Here is a 14,686-nt window from a genome sequence, read left to right on the forward strand (position 1 = left end):
CTCTACCTCTCCACCAGCGCCATCCTGGCATTGACGACGTTCATGATCGCCGACGTGATCAGGCTGAGCGCGAGATAGACAGCCATCATGATCACCACGCCTTCAACCGCCTGCCCGGTCTGGTTCAAGACAGTGCCGGCAGTCGCCGTCAGGTCCGGATAGCCGATGGCGATGGCGAGTGAAGAGTTCTTGGTCAAGTTCAGATACTGGCTGGTCAGCGGCGGAATAACGATGCGCATCGCCTGCGGCACGACGACAAGCCTGAGGATCGATCCCGAGCGCAGCCCGAGTGCCGCGGCCGCCTCGGTCTGGCCCGTGCTGACGCCCCTGATGCCGGCGCGCACGATCTCGGCGATGAAGGCGGCCGTATAGCAGGACAACGCCAGATAGAGTGACAGGAACTCCGGTCTGACCTGAAAGCCACCGACCAGGTTGAAAGTCGATTGTTTCGGGAATTCGAAGGTCAGAGGAAAGCCGCTCAGCGCGTAGGCCAGCAGCGGCAGGCCGACGATCAACGCTATGGATGTCCAGAGCACCGGGAACGGCTGGCCCGTCGCCATCTGCCGCTGCCGCGCCTTGCGGGCGACGAACCAGGCCATGGCAAGGGCGAGGAGCAGGGCGACCAGGATCAGCCAGGAGCCCTCGCCCCAGACAGCGCGCGGAAAATAGAAGCCGCGCTGGTTGAGAAAGGAGCCGAACGGCAAATTGATGCTCTCGCGCGGCGGCGGCAGCACGGCGAGCACGCCGGAATACCAGAAGAAGATGACCAGCAGCGGCGGGATGTTGCGGAAGACCTCGACATAGACCGTGCAGATCTTCCTGATCAGCCAGTTGCGCGAAAGCCGGCCGATGCCGACGATGAAACCGATAATGGTGGCGGTGATGATGCCGACGACGGCAACGATCACGGTGTTGATGAAGCCAACCAGGATGGCTCGGAAATAGGTCGAATCCGACGAATATGCGATCGCGCTTTCGCTGATGTCGAAGCCGGCGCGGCCCCTGAGGAAGCCAAAGCCGGAAGCGATGTGCAAGCGCGTCAGATTGACGATGACGTTGTGGGTAACCCACCAGACCCCCGCTACCAGCAGGACGAGGACCAGCGCTTGAAAGAATATTCCGCGGACACGAGGATCATTGATGAAGGAACCGCGGCTTGGCTCCTCGCGAAGAACTTCCTGCGATGCCATTCGACAGTCCCCTGGAAAGAGAGACCGGAAGGCAGACGATCTGCCTTCCGGATCCATTTTCGATCAGCGGATCGGCGGAGCGTACTGCAGGCCACCCTTGGTCCACAGCGCGTTGATGCCGCGCGCGATCTTCAGCGGGCTGCCCGAGCCGACATTACGCTCGAACATCTCGCCGTAATTGCCGACGGCCTTGACGATGTTGACGACCCAGTCGTTAGAGACGCCGAGATCGGTGCCGATCTTGGTGTCGGCTTCCTGGCCGAGCACGCGCTTGATCTCTGGACTGTCCGAGTTCTTCATCTCGTCGACATTGGCCTTGGTGATGCCGAGTTCCTCGGCGTCGAGCAACGCGAAATAGGTCCACTTGACGATGTGGTACCATTGGTCGTCGCCCTGGCGTACGGCCGGCCCAAGCGGTTCCTTGGAGATGATCTCGGGCAACACGACGTGGTCGGCCGGCGCACCGAGCGTCAGGCGGATGCCATAGAGGCCCGACTGGTCGGTGGTGTATACGTCGCAGCGGCCGGCGTCATAGGCGGCGTTAACCTCTTCCAGCTTTTCGAAGACGACAGGATTGTACTCCATCTTGTTCGACTTGAAATAGTCGGCAAGGTTGAGCTCGGTCGTGGTGCCGCTCTGCACGCAGACCGCCGCGCCCGAAAGCTGCAGCGCCGAGTTCACGCCCGGTAGCTTCTTGGCGTTGATCATGAAGCCCTGGCCGTCGTAATAAGTCGTGCCGATGAAGTTCAGGCCGAGTGCGGTGTCGCGATTGATGGTCCAGGTGGTATTGCGCGACAGGATGTCGATCTCGCCCGACTGCAGAGCGGTAAACCGCTCCTTGGCGCTGAGCGGCGTAAACTTCACCTTGGTGCCATCGCCGAACACGGCGGCTGCCACAGCGCGACAGAAGTCCGCGTCGATGCCTTGCCACTCACCCTTGTCGTCCGGCGCCGAGAAGCCGGCCAGACCGGTCGAGACGCCGCATTGGATGAAGCCCTTCGCTTTGACATCGTCGAGCGTGGCCGCCGAAGCCGCCGAAGCCGCGAATCCAAACGCGGCGGCGCCCAAAACGCCGATTGCAATGTGTTTCATGACCCACAGACCCTTTTCTGTTTTTTCCAGGCGAACCTGACTTTTTCCCGTGTGAACGCAGCTATGTATCCCGGCCCATTACCGGAATCCCGCATCGTAACCGACGCGCTGCCTCCCATTCACGAACAACATCGAAGGCGATTATTCCTGTGAGGTCAAGGGAAATGACCAAATCCGAAAGACTTTGAAAACCAACTGCCTGAAATGCCTGAAATTGCAGACAAACGCGCTCGCAAATCGGCCAGCGCGCCAATAAAGCCGGCAAAGTCCGACCGTGAGTTGCCAAGCGCACTTGGCAGCCTTCCCGCAGGTCCACGGCTCGTTGCTGAATTGGCATATTCAAGACCTTGGCCTGGCGACTGCGGTGCGGTTGCGCGGCCAATGCCGCCGCACTATGGCTAACGACCAACCCATGGGACGAAAAGCAATGGCAAAAGACGACAGCGAGATGGGCGTCAACACACGGCTCGCCCATTCCGGCAACAACCCGCATGACTATTTCGGCTTCGTCAATCCGCCGGTGGTGCATGCCTCGACCGTGCTCTATCCCAATGCGGCGACAATGGCGGCGCGCAGCCAGAAATACACCTACGGCACGCGCGGCACCCCGACCACCGATGCGCTGACCAGCGCCATCGATGCGCTGGAAGGCTCCGCCGGCACGGTCGCGGTGCCGTCCGGCCTGGCGGCCGTGGTGCTGCCGCTGCTCGCCTTCCTGTCGGCCGGCGATCATCTGCTGATCGTCGATTCCGTCTATCATCCGACCCGCAATTTCGCCGACACGATGCTGAAGCGGCTGGGCATCGAGGTCGAGTATTACGAACCGCGCATCGGCGCCGGCATCGCGGCGCTGATCAAGCCCAACACCAAGGTGGTGTTCACCGAATCGCCGGCCTCCAACACCTTCGAGGTGCAGGACATACCGGCCATCGCCAAGGCAGCGCATGCCGCCGGCGCCATCGTCATGATGGACAACACCTGGGCGACGCCGCTCTACTTTCGCCCGCTCGACCATGGCGTCGACATCTCGATCCACGCGGCGACGAAATACCCGGCCGGCCATTCCGACGTGCTGCTCGGCACCGTGTCGGCCAATGCGGACTGCTGGAAGCAGCTTTTCGAGACGTTCAACACGATGGGCTGCTGCGCCGGGCCTGACGACGTCTACCAGGTGCTGCGCGGCCTGCGCACGATGGGTGTGCGGCTGGAGCATCATCAAAAGAGCGCGCTTGCCCTCGCCGGCTGGCTCGAGGGTCAGCCGGGCGTAGCGCAGGTGCTGCATCCCGGGCTGCCCAGTCATCCCGACCACGCCATGTGGAAGCGCGATTTTTGCGGATCGAGCGGCATCTTCTCGATCGTTCTCGCGGGCGGCGGACAGAAGCAGCAGCACGCCTTCCTCGACGCGTTGAAGTTTTTCGGCCTCGGCTATTCCTGGGGCGGCTATGAGAGCCTTGCCGTGCCGGTATTCCTTGGCGACCGCACCATCGCCAAGGGCCCGTATGACGGGCCGCTGGTGCGCCTGCAGATCGGGCTCGAGGATGTAGGGGATTTGAAGGCCGACCTGGCGCGCGGGCTGGCGGCGGCCGCACAGGCCTGAGCCAAGCACCTTTCCAGGCTGAGTCAGGAAATCGGCGTAACAGCTTGGAAAAATTGCGATCCTGAGTGATGTCATGGCGACCGATCAGCCGATGACACGGCGTCTACAAAATAGAGACGCCGGTGTGGTGGAGGCGTTAGAATAGCCTCTGCCGGCGCTTGAAACGGATCGAGGCCGGCCGGCGGATCGGTCGGGAACCTTTTGTCGGCCGATTCATCCAATGTCCGATGAGAAGCCTATCAGGAGATCGGCCATGCCTGCTGCGTTGACGGCAACGCCCGCCGCTTCCGGCGACATGCAGCTTGTCGGCCGCGCGCTGGCACGTGATAGCGATGCATTCCGCACCATCATCAAGACGCACAACCAAAGGCTCTACCGCATCGCCCGAGGCGTCGTGCGTAACGACAGCGAGGCCGAGGACATCGTCCAGGAGGCCTATGTCAGTGCCTTTGCCCATCTCGAGTCCTTTCGCGGCGATGCCTCGCTCGCCACGTGGCTATCGCGTATCGTCATCAACGAAGCGCTCGGCCGTTTGCGCAAAAGGCGGCGAATGGTAGCGATGCCTGAAAACCCGCAAGCCGAAATCATCCGGTTTCCCCTCAACCCGAGCGACGATCCGGAGCGGACGATGGCGCAACGGCAGATCCTTGAGCTTGTCGAACGGGCAACCGACAGTCTTCCCGATGTCTACCGGATGGTGTTCGTGGCGCGCGTCATCGAGGGATTGAGCATCGAAGAAACCGCCGAACTGCTTGGCGTGCGACCAGAAACCATCAAGACCCGGCTGCACCGCGCCCGCGCGCTGGTGCGCAAGGCGCTGGACGACCAGATCGGCCCGGTGCTGCTCGACGCCTTTCCCTTCGCGGGCCGGCGCTGCGAACGGCTGACCAATGCCGTGATGCAGCGGCTCGGTGTTTCCGGATAGGCCGCGCCGATTTTCGCGGGAACGTTTTCCCGTGACCTGCATCCAATGAGCATCACTGAAACGAAGCCCGATGCAGTTCCGCGTCGGGGCGAAGGAGAGCATCATGTTCATTCGATCGACCACGGCACTGGCCGCATTTTTCCTGCTTAGCGCAGCGCCCTTGTCGCAAGCTGCCGACAAACCGACCGATCCGCAGATCGCACATATCGCCTACACAGCAGGCGTGCTTGACGTCGAGGCGGCCAAGCAGGCGCTGAAGAAATCGAAGAACAAGGAGGTCGTGGATTTCGCCAAGGACATGGTGCGAGATCACGAGGCGGTCAACAAACAGGCTCTCGACCTGGTCAAGAAGCTCAAGGTCACGCCTGAGGACAATCCGACCAGCAAGGCGCTGACCAAGGCGGCGGCCGAGGAACGTGCCAAGCTTGCCAAGCTCAAGGGCGCGGCGTTCGACAAGGCCTATGTCGCCAACGAGGTGGCCTACCACAAGCAGGTCAATGGCGCGCTCGAAACTCTGCTGATCCCGTCGGCCAGCAATGCCGAGCTGAAGAGCCTGCTGGAAACCGGTCTGAAAATATTCCAGGGCCACGAACAGCACGCCGAACACGTCGCCGGCATGCTGAAGTGAGGATCGAGCCAATGGCGTCGGGGCGGCATCTGTGGGTTGCGCTGGCATTGGCCATGGGTGCCCAGCCGGCCAAGGACGACACCATCGAGGTGACGATCGAGAAGCTTGTGTTTTCGCCGGCAGAGATCGAGGCGAAGGTCGGCGACACGATCAGGTGGGTGAACAAGGACGTGTTCGCCCACACGGCAACCGTCAACGGCGCCTGGGAAGTGATGATCCCGCCGAAGAAGGCGGCGAGCCTGACGGTGAAGAAGGCGGAATCGGTCGATTATTTCTGCCGCTTCCATCCCAACATGAAAGGCCATCTGACGGTGACATCGCCCTGACTGGCTGATGCATGTCGCGCAAAAGCGTGCAGCGGTTTTGCGATAACGACATGCATAAAAAAAGAGCCTGAAGCGCGCCGCACGAGGCCGGTCTAGTGCGACGCGCTTTTAGGCTGCCAGCCATGCCGTCCCTACAAGCAGCGTGACCAGCGTCAACGGCAGGCCGACCTTGAAGAAGGCGATGAAGCCCAGCGGTTTGCCGGAGATTCGCGCGTGCTCGGCAACGATCAGATTGGCGACCGAGCCGAGCAGCGTGAAATTGCCGGCCAGCGTCGAGCTCATGGCGACGACCAGCCAGGCCCGCTCGGGGTTTTCCAGTCCGGGCACGAACGGCTTCAGCGCCAGCACGGCCGGGACATTGCTCATGATGTTGGACAGCACCGCGGTGAAGCCGGACAGCCGCCAGACATCATTCAGTCCGAGGTCCTTTGCCGAGGCGACGATGTCGGGCGTCAGCAGCGTCTTCTCCGCCCCGGCGACGACGATGAACAGCCCGGCGAACATGAACAGCAGCGGCCCATCGATCTCGCGATAGATGCGCTCAGGTTTGATGGCGCGGGTCAAAAGAAGAATGGCACCGCCGATCAGCGCTGCCTTGGCGACTGGAACGCCGGCGAAGAAGGCGATCGCCAAACCGACACAGACGACCACCGCCTTCACCACCTGACCCGGCAGCATGCGGCCGCGGTAGACTTCGGGGCTGAGCTCGGCCTTGCGCGAAAATTCGGCGCGGTAGACGATGCGGATGATGACGATGACGGCGATGAGGCCGAACGCCGCGACCGGCGCCAGCGCCGCAGAGAAGGCCGGATAGGAAATCCCCGACAGCGCGCCGATGACCATGTTCTGCGGGTTGCCGGTGATGGTGGCGACGCTGCCGCAATTCGAGGCGGTGGCGGTGGCGATCAGATAGGGAACCGGGTTGCGGTTGATGACGCGGGTGACATGGACGACGATCGGCGCCATGACCAGGCAGATGGCGTCGTTGACCAGGAATGCGGACAGGAGGCCGGTCAACAGCGTCACCATCACCAGCAGCATGAACGGCGCATGCGCATGCTCGATGGCGAACCCGCCGAGCGCGCGAAAGGCGCCCGACACTTTAAGATGCGCCACGACGATCATCATGCCGAGCAGAAGCGTGATGGTGTCGAAGCTGATGGCGCGGTAGGCGTCCTCCATGTCGAGCGCGCCGATGGCGATCATCGCCGCACCGCCGAGCAGCGCGATCCCTGCCCGGTCGAGGCGCAGCCCGGGTATCCTGCCGATGGCGACGCCGGCATAGGTCAGGACCAGGATCAGCAGTGCCGCCGCGCCCATCGCTGTCATGTGTTGGAAATCCTGTGCGACTGGCGAGTGAACCTGTCCGGAATGGACCCTGAAAATATTGGCGATCCCGACAGGATTCGAACCTGTGACCATCGGCTTAGAAGGCCGGTGCTCTATCCAGCTGAGCTACGGGACCGCTGGCCGGCCGCATGACCGGCGGATTGTGCCGGCAGGGCCGGTATGGGATCAATGCGTCCAGGGCGTCCTGCGGTCATAGCGGAAATTCTCCGCATAGGAAATCTGGCGGCGCTTGATTTCCTTCGGCTCCTCGACGCGGAAAGCCAGCCCTTCCTTCTCAGCGTAGGCGACCGCGTCCTCTCTTGTGTCGAAGGTCAGCCTGATCTGGCTTCGCATGTCGCCGGACGTGGTGTAGCCCATCAGCGGATCGATCTTCTTGCGCTGCTCCGGATCGAATTCCAGCACCCAATAGCCGGTCTTGGCCTTGCCGGACTGCATCGCGGTTTTGGCTGGGCTGAAAATGCGGGCTGACATGACCACCTCATTGCTGGTTGCAAGCACACGACCCCGAGACCACATTACTGTTCTCTGGCCATGCACTAGCCCGTCATTACTGCGCAATGCCGCCGGCAGCAAGGCCGATGGCTTTTTACGCTTGCTTTGGCGGACTGAAATCACTAGGCAACAGACCGTTCGGAGTGTAGCGCAGCCTGGTAGCGCATCTGGTTTGGGACCAGAGGGTCGGGAGTTCGAATCTCTCCACTCCGACCATTCATCAAGCAAATCTCGTCGACAGGGCAAGCGGATCACGCTCGAGTGTGTCTCCCGTCGCCGGTCATGTTTAAGCGACGGACGGACACCACGAGCCCGCGCTGCCCGTCCGACATGTAAGCCGTCAGCCCTGGATGAAGGCCAGCAGATCCGGATTGATGATCTCCGGATGCGTGGTGCACATGCCGTGCGGCAGGCCCTTGTAGACCTTGAGCGTGCCGTGCTTCACCAGCTTGGCCGCAAGCAGCGCGGAATCGGCGATCGGCACGATCTGGTCGTCGTCCCCGTGCATGATCAGGACGGGCACGGCAATCTTCTTGAGATCGTCGGTGAAGTCGGTCTCGGAAAAGGCCTCGATGCAGTCGTAATGAGCCTTGGCGCCGCCCATCATGCCCTGGCGCCACCAATTGTCGATAGCCCCTGGCGAGACCTTGGCGCCCTCGCGGTTGAAGCCATAGAACGGGCCGGCCGGCACGTCCCTGTAGAACTGGGCGCGGTTAGCGGCCAGAGCCGCGCGAAAGCCGTCGAAGACTTCGATCGGCAAGCCGCCGGGGTTGCTGTCGGTCTTGACCATAATCGGCGGCACGGCGCCGATCAGCACCGCCTTGGCAACACGGCCGCCGCCGCCATAAAGCGCGACGTAACGCGCCACCTCGCCGCCACCGGTCGAGTGGCCGATGTGGATCGCATCCCTGAGATCGAGATGCGCCGCCAGCGCCGCAACATCGGCGGCGTAGGTGTCCATCTCATTGCCGGTCGCGGTCTGCGACGAGCGGCCGTGCCCGCGGCGGTCATGGGCGATGACGCGGTAGCCCTTTTCGAGGAAGAACAGCATCTGGTTGTCCCAGTCGTCTGAGCTCAGCGGCCAGCCGTGATGGAACACGATCGGCTGGCCCTTGCCCCAATCCTTGTAGAAAATCTCGGTGCCGTCATGGGTGGTGAATGTGCTCATCGTCCTACTCCTTAATGGAAAAGTTGGGGGTAACAGGGAAGCTTTTAGCCCCCTTCTGCTGGACAAATTATAACAGTGCGGCCAGGGTGAGCATTGGCAAAACGGACATTCAACGTGGCAAAACTGACAAATGGCGGCTGCGCTTGATCTGATCGAAATCGGCCTTGTCTTGTATCCCGGCGTGCAGGAAGCGGCCGTGCTCGGCCTGACCGATCTCTTTCTGCTGGCCAATCGGCTGGCGGCCGATCGGTCGCCGGACGCTTTGAGGCTTCGCGTCAGCCATTGGCAATTGGAGGACGCGGGCCAGACCGTAGTCTGCACTTTCGACAGCGACCCCGGCGCCGACAATGAACCAGCCATGGCTATCATCCCGCCAACCTTGGGAGATCCGATCGCTCGGGAAGCAGCCGCGCCCTATGCCGGCTGGCTCAGGGGCCGTCATGCGGCAGGCGCGACCCTCGGCTCGGTCTGCGCCGGCGCCTTCGTGCTTGCCGAGACCGGCCTGCTGTCGGGTCGTGCTGCGACCACGCATTGGGCTTATCGCGACGCGCTGGCGCTACGCTTTCCAGACATTCTGCTCGATGCCGACAGGCTGGTCATCGACGATGGCGACATCATCACCGCGGGCGGCTACATGGCCTGGACCGATCTCGGCCTCAAGCTGGTGGACAGGGTGCTCGGGCCGACCGTCATGATGGACACGGCGCGTTTCATGCTGGTCGACCCGCCGGGCCGCGAGCAACGCTTTTACAGCCCGTTCGCGCCGCGGCTGACCCACGGCGACGAAGCGATCCTCAAGGTGCAGCATTGGCTGCAGGCGAACGGCGCCCGCGACGTGACGCTCGGGGCCATGGCCGGGCATGCCGGACTGGAGGAGCGGACTTTCCTGCGCAGGTTCCGCAGCGCCACCGGCCTCAAGCCGACCGAATATTGCCAGCACCTGCGCGTCGGCAAGGCGCGCGAGATGCTGGAAACCACGATGCGGTCGATCGACCAGATCGCCTGGGAGGTCGGCTATGACGATCCCGGCTCGTTCCGCAAGGTATTCGCCAGGATAACCGGCCTGGTGCCCGGCGACTATCGCAAGCGCTTTGGCACGGAACGAGCGGTAATTGCAGGCGGAGAGAGCTGAGGCCTGCCGCGCAATGGCGCTATCGATTCGATGCTGCCAAAGGCAAGCTCGCCGGGCGAGAACCCCAACCACCCATCTCCCGGCGAGCCTACTACCTGATTTGATACGCAATCAGGACCGGGATTAGCCGGCAAGCTCGTTGCTGCAAGACAGATGCCAGCTTTTGTTCCCGAAATGGGACAGTGGCGGAACTGGAATCGTCAAATCTCGAACTCGCCCTGCCCTTCATCCATGGCGCTGACGGTCTCGGCGGCGAGCGCGCGGGTGATCGGCGTCTTGCGCTCGAGCGCGGTGCGGTCGAGCCGTTCGACCACCCGCATGGCAGTGGCCAGCGAGCGCTCGATGCGGCGCACCAGATATTGCACGACATGCGGCTCGACCTCGACCTGGCGGTCGGCGAACAGCTTTGTGATGACGCCGGCCAGCAGAAGATCGTCGGGTTCGTGGATCTCGACGGTCGCCGCCGCCTTCAGCCGCGACGCCAGGTCGGGCAGCCTGACGCCCCAGGCGGACGGGAAGCGCCGCGCCGTCAACAGCAAGCTCGAGCCGGCGCCGCGCACCGCGTTGATCAGGTGGAAGAGGCCGTGCTCATCGATCGGGCCGGCATCGACATCGTCGATCAGGGCCGGATGCGCGCCGAGATTTTCGATGCAGTCGCCGATGCGGCCGGCCTCCACCTTCACCACGTCGGCGCGGGTCCGCCAGATCGAGGCCAGATGGGTTTTCCCCGAGCCGGCCGGCCCGGCCAGCACAACGACCGGCGACGGCCAGTCCGGCCAGCGGTCGACAAGCGCCGCCGCCTGGCTGTTGGTGCTGGAGACGACGAGCTCGTCGCGCGAATAGCCGGTGCCGTGGCCTAGATCGAGCGGCAATTGACGCGGCGGATCGATCTTGTCCGGCATCTGGCTCAACCGCGCGCGCCCCCGCGGCGGCGCACCTGCAGCGGCGGCACCGGCTCGTCGGCGTGGCCCTTGTAGAGCGGCGATTCGAGATAGCGGGCGATGGCGAAGCGCACCAGAACGGCAACGGCGGCGGAAGCCGGAACGGCGATCAGCAGGCCGACGAAGCCGAACAGCGCGCCGAAGGCAAACAGCGCAAACATCAGCCATACCGGATGCAGGCCAACGCTTTTGCCGACCAGCCTTGGCTGCAGGATGTTGCCCTCGATGAACTGGCCGACGAAGAACACACCGGCCACCGCTGCGATCATGGTCCAGTCCGGCCAGAACTGGACGAAGGCGACGCCGACGGCCAGCACCAGGCCGGTCAGCGAGCCGACATAGGGGATGAAGGAGATCAGTCCGGCGAACAGACCGATGAGGATGCCGAAATTCAGGCCAGTCAGTGTCAGGCCGGTGGCATACATGGCGCCCAGCACCAGGCACAGCGTGCCCTGGCCGCGCACGAAGCCGGCGGTCGCCGTGTTGATGTCCCTGGCGATCGTCCTGACGGTCTTGACATAGTCGCGCGGCACCCAGCTGTCGACGATTGTCACCATGCGATCCCAGTCGAGCAGCATGTAGAAGGCGACGACCGGCGTCACGACGAACAGGCTGACCACCGAGACCAGCGCCACGCCGGAGCTCCAGATCGAGGTGAACACGGTGGTCAAGAGGCCGAAGCCGGAGGTCAGCAGCGAGTTCAGGCCTTCGCGCAGGCCGTTGGCGTCGACGCCGAATTTCTCTTCCAGCCATTTCGGGTCGAAGCTGGTGATCAGGCCCTGCAGCCGGGTCAGATAGTCCGGCAGCTTGCTGGCGAAATCAGCCATCTGCGAGGCGAGCACCGGAACCAGGATGACGAAGGCCAGTACCAGGACGACGATAAAGGCGATGAGGATGACCACCGTCGCCATCAGCCTGGACAGGCCAAGCCGCTCCAGCCGGTCGGCGACAGGGTCGAGGAAATAGGCGAGCACCATGCCGGCGACGAACGGCAGAAGGATGCCGCTGAAGACATAGAGGAAGACGGCGAGGATGATGGCGCTGACCAGCCAGAAGCGGATCTGGCGGCGAAACGACGCCGATGCCGCAGCTTCCGCTGCCGCAGCCTCAGCTTCAGCGTCGATGGACCGTTCGTCAGGTGCCGGGTGTGGAGCCTTCGCCATAGCCGCTCATATGCCTCAGCCAAGCCACGAGATAGGCCGCGGCCGAAGCCACGGTCAAGACCCCGGACAGCAATATGAGGGCCGGCCTCAGCGGATCGAGACGGATGTCGAAGGCGAGTTCGCCCAACACCACTGCCGCCAGCACGATCTGGATCGCGGTGTTGGCCTTCGACACCAGGAGCGGCTTCATCTCGACCGGATGCGCCATGACGGTGGATAAAAGCACGGCGCAGACGATCAGTGCGTCGCGCGACACCATGGTAACGACCAGCCACAGCGGCAGTTCGCCGCTGAAGCCCAGGACCACGAAAACCGAGACCAGCAGCAGCTTGTCGGCCATCGGATCGAGATAGGCGCCGAGCCTGGAAAACTGATTGAAATGGCGGGCGATGAAGCCGTCGACGCCGTCGGAAATGCCGGCAATGAGGAAGCCCGCAAAGGCCCAGTCCCAGCGGTCCTGCAGCATGGCCAGCACCACCGCCGGCACCAGCACGAAGCGCATGATCGTGATCATGTTGGGGATGGTCAAACGCATATCCCGTCGCTCTTGTTTGCCGATACATGATGGAGATGGAGGGTTACGGCAAGTGAGAAGCGACACAGAAGCTGCCAATCTCCCCACGAGGGCGCCAGCAATGAAATAGGTCAAGACAGATGTCGATTTCGGGGAGGCTCATTCGTCTCACGATAGGAAGCCAAGGAAATTTGCCCAGGCAAGGAAACGGACGCGATGACAATCACTATCACAGCATTTGAACGATCGCCCGATGGCGGCAAGGGACTGGCGCGTGATACGCGCGTTCGCTGGGCGCTCGAAGAAGTGGGGCAGCCGTATGAGGTTCGTCTTGTTTCCTTCGCAGAGATGAAGGCGCCTGAACATCTGGCGATCCATCCCTTCGGCCAGATCCCCACCTATGAGGAAGGTTCTCTCTCGCTGTTCGAGACCGGCTCGATCGTCTTTCATCTTGCTGAGCAGCATGCGGGATTGCTGCCGAAGGATCGCAATGCCCGCGCGCGTGCGATCACGTGGATGTTTGCCGCACTTAACACCGTCGAACCACCGATCCTCGAATTAACGACGGCAAGAATATTCGAACGTGACAAGCCTTGGAGCGAGGAGCGCTTGCCGTTGGTAAAGGACCGTGTTCGCGCTCGGCTGGACAAACTCTCGGCTCACTTGGGTGTCGCCGACTGGCTCGATGATGCGTTCAGCGCGGGCGATTTGTTGATGGTGTCGGTGCTGCTGCGACTAAGAATGTCAGGCATTTTGGACGAATATCAAAACTTGGCTGCCTATGTAGCGCGCGGGGAAGCACGGCCGGCCTATATCCGGGCTTTCGCCGCGCAATTTGCGATCAACGCAGAGGGGGCGTGAAGATTAGCCAGCATTGAACTAACCAAATGGAAGCGAGCCCGAAGCGCGCGCGCTCTCCTTTGGCGACGCCAGTCAAGAAAGCTGGTACGTCTCCCGTATTCGAGGGGACGCCATGTCGATCAACATCTATGTCTACTGGGGGCGAGGAGAAAGGACGCCGAAGAGCTGGTCCCGCAGCTGCAGGCGCATTTCCGGGCCTTGGACGAAGCCGACGACAGGTTCGCGAGGTGGGCCCCGCGCGGCAGATCGCTCAAAAAAGCAATCGCCTCCAAGCCGGTCAACACCTCGTCGTGCGAGGTTCTCCATCGCTGGCTGTTAAAGGGCCGGAACAAGACGGACATGCCTCCGAGACAGCCCGTTCCTGAACTGGGATACAATGTGTCGCTGTGGAACCAGCGCCAGGCAAATATAGAGGCGTCCACATCAGTCCATTGCAGTTCCTGGTCCAAATATCTGTCGGAAGACAGCCAGAACAATGCTTCGCTGGAGTTTAGCTACATAGCTGGAGCCGAACCGGTGAATACAAAGGTTTTGCTCGGCCTATTTCTCAAGTTCATTGATATCTGGGAACCCAGTTGGGGTTCGATCTGGCGGCACGTTCATGAGGGACATCCAGCCGGGGCGCGTTGGAACCCAAGACATGTTCAATATGCCTTCTTCCAGTCACCGGGAGGACGCGGGCACGATGAACGATTTATGGGACAGCAGCAGACCCTCCCCAAGGGCGGTCGCCTCTGGACGGACGAAACGGCGGTGCCTTTCCTGGAAGAGACGTAAGTGCCCGGTATTCCGCTGCCGTCCTTGCAAGACGCTGTTGCCCATGCGAAGAGCCCGTGAAGCGACAGCCTATTTCCCCACTGCTGAATGACGATGGCGCAGAGAATCACAATCGCTTGGCGAGTAACGCTTTGTTATCTGGCCGGACTGACAGAAAGTCTTTTGGTCTTCGCATTTTTGGGAGCCCCGCACCGCAAGGTGGCGACGCAAGATCTCCTGTGGGCCTTCGCTCTTGAGCTGGCCGTGGGCGTGGTCGTCTCTTGGCCCCTCTGGCTGACCGCCGCTGTCGTCGCGTTCGTTTTCTCAAGATCAGTCGTTGCAAATCCAGGTCTGTGGGCTGCCGCGGCGGCGTTGATCGCCGCCGGCTTCTCGTATGGGACCCTGCCCTTCGACGGTGAGATCAGGTCTCTTGCCACCGTCGGAGGCCTCGCCGCAATTCTGGCAGGGATTTCTTTTTATTGTTGGAGTGTATCGCGCCCAGTTCCCCCGGCATCCAACTGAAAACACCCTCATCGCGCGCTTGCCTTGCG

At 62.2% G+C, this 14,686-nt stretch carries 16 protein-coding genes and 2 tRNA genes; 9 read left to right on the forward strand and 9 right to left on the reverse strand.

Annotation, left to right across the window (positions count from 1 at the left end):
• Positions 1-2 precede the first annotated feature (2 nt).
• Positions 3-1,190 (reverse strand): amino acid ABC transporter permease, encoded by a 1,188-nt coding sequence (locus NKJ81_RS21290; protein ID WP_352472636.1) that lies wholly within the window; start codon positions 1,188-1,190, stop codon positions 3-5.
• Positions 1,191-1,253: 63 nt separating this feature from the next.
• Positions 1,254-2,282, reverse strand: a complete 1,029-nt coding sequence (locus NKJ81_RS21295) for an amino acid ABC transporter substrate-binding protein (protein ID WP_254820740.1) — start codon at positions 2,280-2,282, stop codon at positions 1,254-1,256.
• 427 nt (positions 2,283-2,709) lie between these two features.
• On the opposite strand from NKJ81_RS21295, the gene NKJ81_RS21300 reads away from it, so the two are divergent.
• From NKJ81_RS21300 to NKJ81_RS21315, 4 genes are all read left to right on the forward strand, one after another.
• Complete coding sequence (locus tag NKJ81_RS21300) at positions 2,710-3,879, forward strand: cystathionine beta-lyase (RefSeq protein ID WP_352541630.1); 1,170 nt, start codon at positions 2,710-2,712, stop codon at positions 3,877-3,879.
• Between the two features lie 253 nt (positions 3,880-4,132).
• Positions 4,133-4,804, forward strand: a complete 672-nt coding sequence (locus NKJ81_RS21305) for an RNA polymerase sigma factor (protein WP_352541631.1) — start codon at positions 4,133-4,135, stop codon at positions 4,802-4,804.
• A gap of 103 nt (positions 4,805-4,907) precedes the next feature.
• Entirely contained in the window at positions 4,908-5,432 is a 525-nt protein-coding gene (locus tag NKJ81_RS21310) for a DUF4142 domain-containing protein (RefSeq protein WP_352541632.1), read from the forward strand.
• Positions 5,433-5,443: 11 nt separating this feature from the next.
• Entirely contained in the window at positions 5,444-5,758 is a 315-nt protein-coding gene (locus tag NKJ81_RS21315) for a cupredoxin domain-containing protein (RefSeq protein WP_352541633.1), read from the forward strand.
• Between the two features lie 108 nt (positions 5,759-5,866).
• Here NKJ81_RS21315 and NKJ81_RS21320 read toward each other — a convergent pair whose 3' ends face one another.
• The 3 genes from NKJ81_RS21320 to NKJ81_RS21330 form a co-directional block, all read right to left on the reverse strand.
• Entirely contained in the window at positions 5,867-7,087 is a 1,221-nt protein-coding gene (locus NKJ81_RS21320) for an anion transporter (RefSeq protein ID WP_352472631.1), read from the reverse strand.
• Between the two features lie 59 nt (positions 7,088-7,146).
• A tRNA-Arg gene (locus NKJ81_RS21325) sits at positions 7,147-7,223 on the reverse strand.
• Between the two features lie 50 nt (positions 7,224-7,273).
• Complete coding sequence (locus NKJ81_RS21330) at positions 7,274-7,579, reverse strand: ETC complex I subunit (protein ID WP_352472630.1); 306 nt, start codon at positions 7,577-7,579, stop codon at positions 7,274-7,276.
• 160 nt (positions 7,580-7,739) lie between these two features.
• Between NKJ81_RS21330 and NKJ81_RS21335 the strand changes: the two genes are divergently transcribed.
• Positions 7,740-7,816 (forward strand) — tRNA-Pro (locus tag NKJ81_RS21335).
• 124 nt (positions 7,817-7,940) lie between these two features.
• Here NKJ81_RS21335 and NKJ81_RS21340 read toward each other — a convergent pair.
• Positions 7,941-8,768, reverse strand: coding sequence for an alpha/beta fold hydrolase (locus NKJ81_RS21340; RefSeq protein ID WP_352541634.1), 828 nt, complete (start codon positions 8,766-8,768; stop codon positions 7,941-7,943).
• 130 nt (positions 8,769-8,898) lie between these two features.
• Between NKJ81_RS21340 and NKJ81_RS21345 the strand changes: the two genes are divergently transcribed.
• Entirely contained in the window at positions 8,899-9,900 is a 1,002-nt protein-coding gene (locus tag NKJ81_RS21345; RefSeq protein WP_352492622.1) for a GlxA family transcriptional regulator, read from the forward strand.
• A 200-nt stretch (positions 9,901-10,100) separates the two neighbouring features.
• Here the strand turns inward: NKJ81_RS21345 and hdaA are convergent, their stop codons facing one another.
• The 3 genes from hdaA to NKJ81_RS21360 are packed head-to-tail and all read right to left on the reverse strand — an operon-like array spanning position 10,101 to position 12,533.
• Positions 10,101-10,802 (reverse strand): DnaA regulatory inactivator HdaA, encoded by a 702-nt coding sequence (gene hdaA / locus NKJ81_RS21350; RefSeq protein WP_352541635.1) that lies wholly within the window; start codon positions 10,800-10,802, stop codon positions 10,101-10,103.
• A gap of 5 nt (positions 10,803-10,807) precedes the next feature.
• On the reverse strand, positions 10,808-12,004 hold the full coding sequence (locus tag NKJ81_RS21355; RefSeq protein WP_352501884.1) for an AI-2E family transporter: 1,197 nt from the start codon (positions 12,002-12,004) through the stop codon (positions 10,808-10,810).
• On the reverse strand, positions 11,976-12,533 hold the full coding sequence (locus NKJ81_RS21360) for a CDP-alcohol phosphatidyltransferase family protein (protein WP_352469229.1): 558 nt from the start codon (positions 12,531-12,533) through the stop codon (positions 11,976-11,978). The genes NKJ81_RS21355 and NKJ81_RS21360 overlap by 29 nt, the downstream gene beginning before the upstream one ends.
• Positions 12,534-12,734: 201 nt before the next feature.
• Here NKJ81_RS21360 and NKJ81_RS21365 point away from each other — a divergent pair, with 201 nt between their 5' ends.
• The 3 genes from NKJ81_RS21365 (at position 12,735) to NKJ81_RS21375 (ending at position 14,657) form a co-directional block, all read left to right on the forward strand.
• Positions 12,735-13,379, forward strand: a complete 645-nt coding sequence (locus tag NKJ81_RS21365) for a glutathione S-transferase family protein (protein WP_352541636.1) — start codon at positions 12,735-12,737, stop codon at positions 13,377-13,379.
• Positions 13,380-13,514: 135 nt separating this feature from the next.
• The gene (locus tag NKJ81_RS21370; RefSeq protein WP_352541663.1) at positions 13,515-14,156 is read left to right on the forward strand and encodes an Imm52 family immunity protein; all 642 of its coding nucleotides are present in this window, start codon (positions 13,515-13,517) and stop codon (positions 14,154-14,156) included.
• 93 nt (positions 14,157-14,249) lie between these two features.
• Positions 14,250-14,657, forward strand: a complete 408-nt coding sequence (locus tag NKJ81_RS21375) for a hypothetical protein (RefSeq protein ID WP_352541637.1) — start codon at positions 14,250-14,252, stop codon at positions 14,655-14,657.
• The last annotated feature ends 29 nt before the right edge of the window (positions 14,658-14,686 follow it).

It is taken from the genome of Mesorhizobium sp. M0018 (assembly GCF_040323955.1).
In the GTDB taxonomy this organism is placed as follows: Bacteria; Pseudomonadota; Alphaproteobacteria; order Rhizobiales; family Rhizobiaceae; genus Mesorhizobium.

Coding starts and splice junctions, on each gene's coding strand:
- NKJ81_RS21290 (WP_352472636.1), bottom strand. CDS start 1,190: ATGGCATCGCAGGAAGTTCTTCGCGAGGAGCCAAGCCGCGGTTCCTTC.
- NKJ81_RS21295 (WP_254820740.1), bottom strand. CDS start 2,282: ATGAAACACATTGCAATCGGCGTTTTGGGCGCCGCCGCGTTTGGATTC.
- NKJ81_RS21300 (WP_352541630.1), top strand. CDS start 2,710: ATGGCAAAAGACGACAGCGAGATGGGCGTCAACACACGGCTCGCCCAT.
- NKJ81_RS21305 (WP_352541631.1), top strand. CDS start 4,133: ATGCCTGCTGCGTTGACGGCAACGCCCGCCGCTTCCGGCGACATGCAG.
- NKJ81_RS21310 (WP_352541632.1), top strand. CDS start 4,908: ATGTTCATTCGATCGACCACGGCACTGGCCGCATTTTTCCTGCTTAGC.
- NKJ81_RS21315 (WP_352541633.1), top strand. CDS start 5,444: ATGGCGTCGGGGCGGCATCTGTGGGTTGCGCTGGCATTGGCCATGGGT.
- NKJ81_RS21320 (WP_352472631.1), bottom strand. CDS start 7,087: ATGACAGCGATGGGCGCGGCGGCACTGCTGATCCTGGTCCTGACCTAT.
- NKJ81_RS21330 (WP_352472630.1), bottom strand. CDS start 7,579: ATGTCAGCCCGCATTTTCAGCCCAGCCAAAACCGCGATGCAGTCCGGC.
- NKJ81_RS21340 (WP_352541634.1), bottom strand. CDS start 8,768: ATGAGCACATTCACCACCCATGACGGCACCGAGATTTTCTACAAGGAT.
- NKJ81_RS21345 (WP_352492622.1), top strand. CDS start 8,899: ATGGCGGCTGCGCTTGATCTGATCGAAATCGGCCTTGTCTTGTATCCC.
- hdaA (WP_352541635.1), bottom strand. CDS start 10,802: ATGCCGGACAAGATCGATCCGCCGCGTCAATTGCCGCTCGATCTAGGC.
- NKJ81_RS21355 (WP_352501884.1), bottom strand. CDS start 12,004: ATGGCGAAGGCTCCACACCCGGCACCTGACGAACGGTCCATCGACGCT.
- NKJ81_RS21365 (WP_352541636.1), top strand. CDS start 12,735: ATGACAATCACTATCACAGCATTTGAACGATCGCCCGATGGCGGCAAG.
- NKJ81_RS21375 (WP_352541637.1), top strand. CDS start 14,250: ATGGCGCAGAGAATCACAATCGCTTGGCGAGTAACGCTTTGTTATCTG.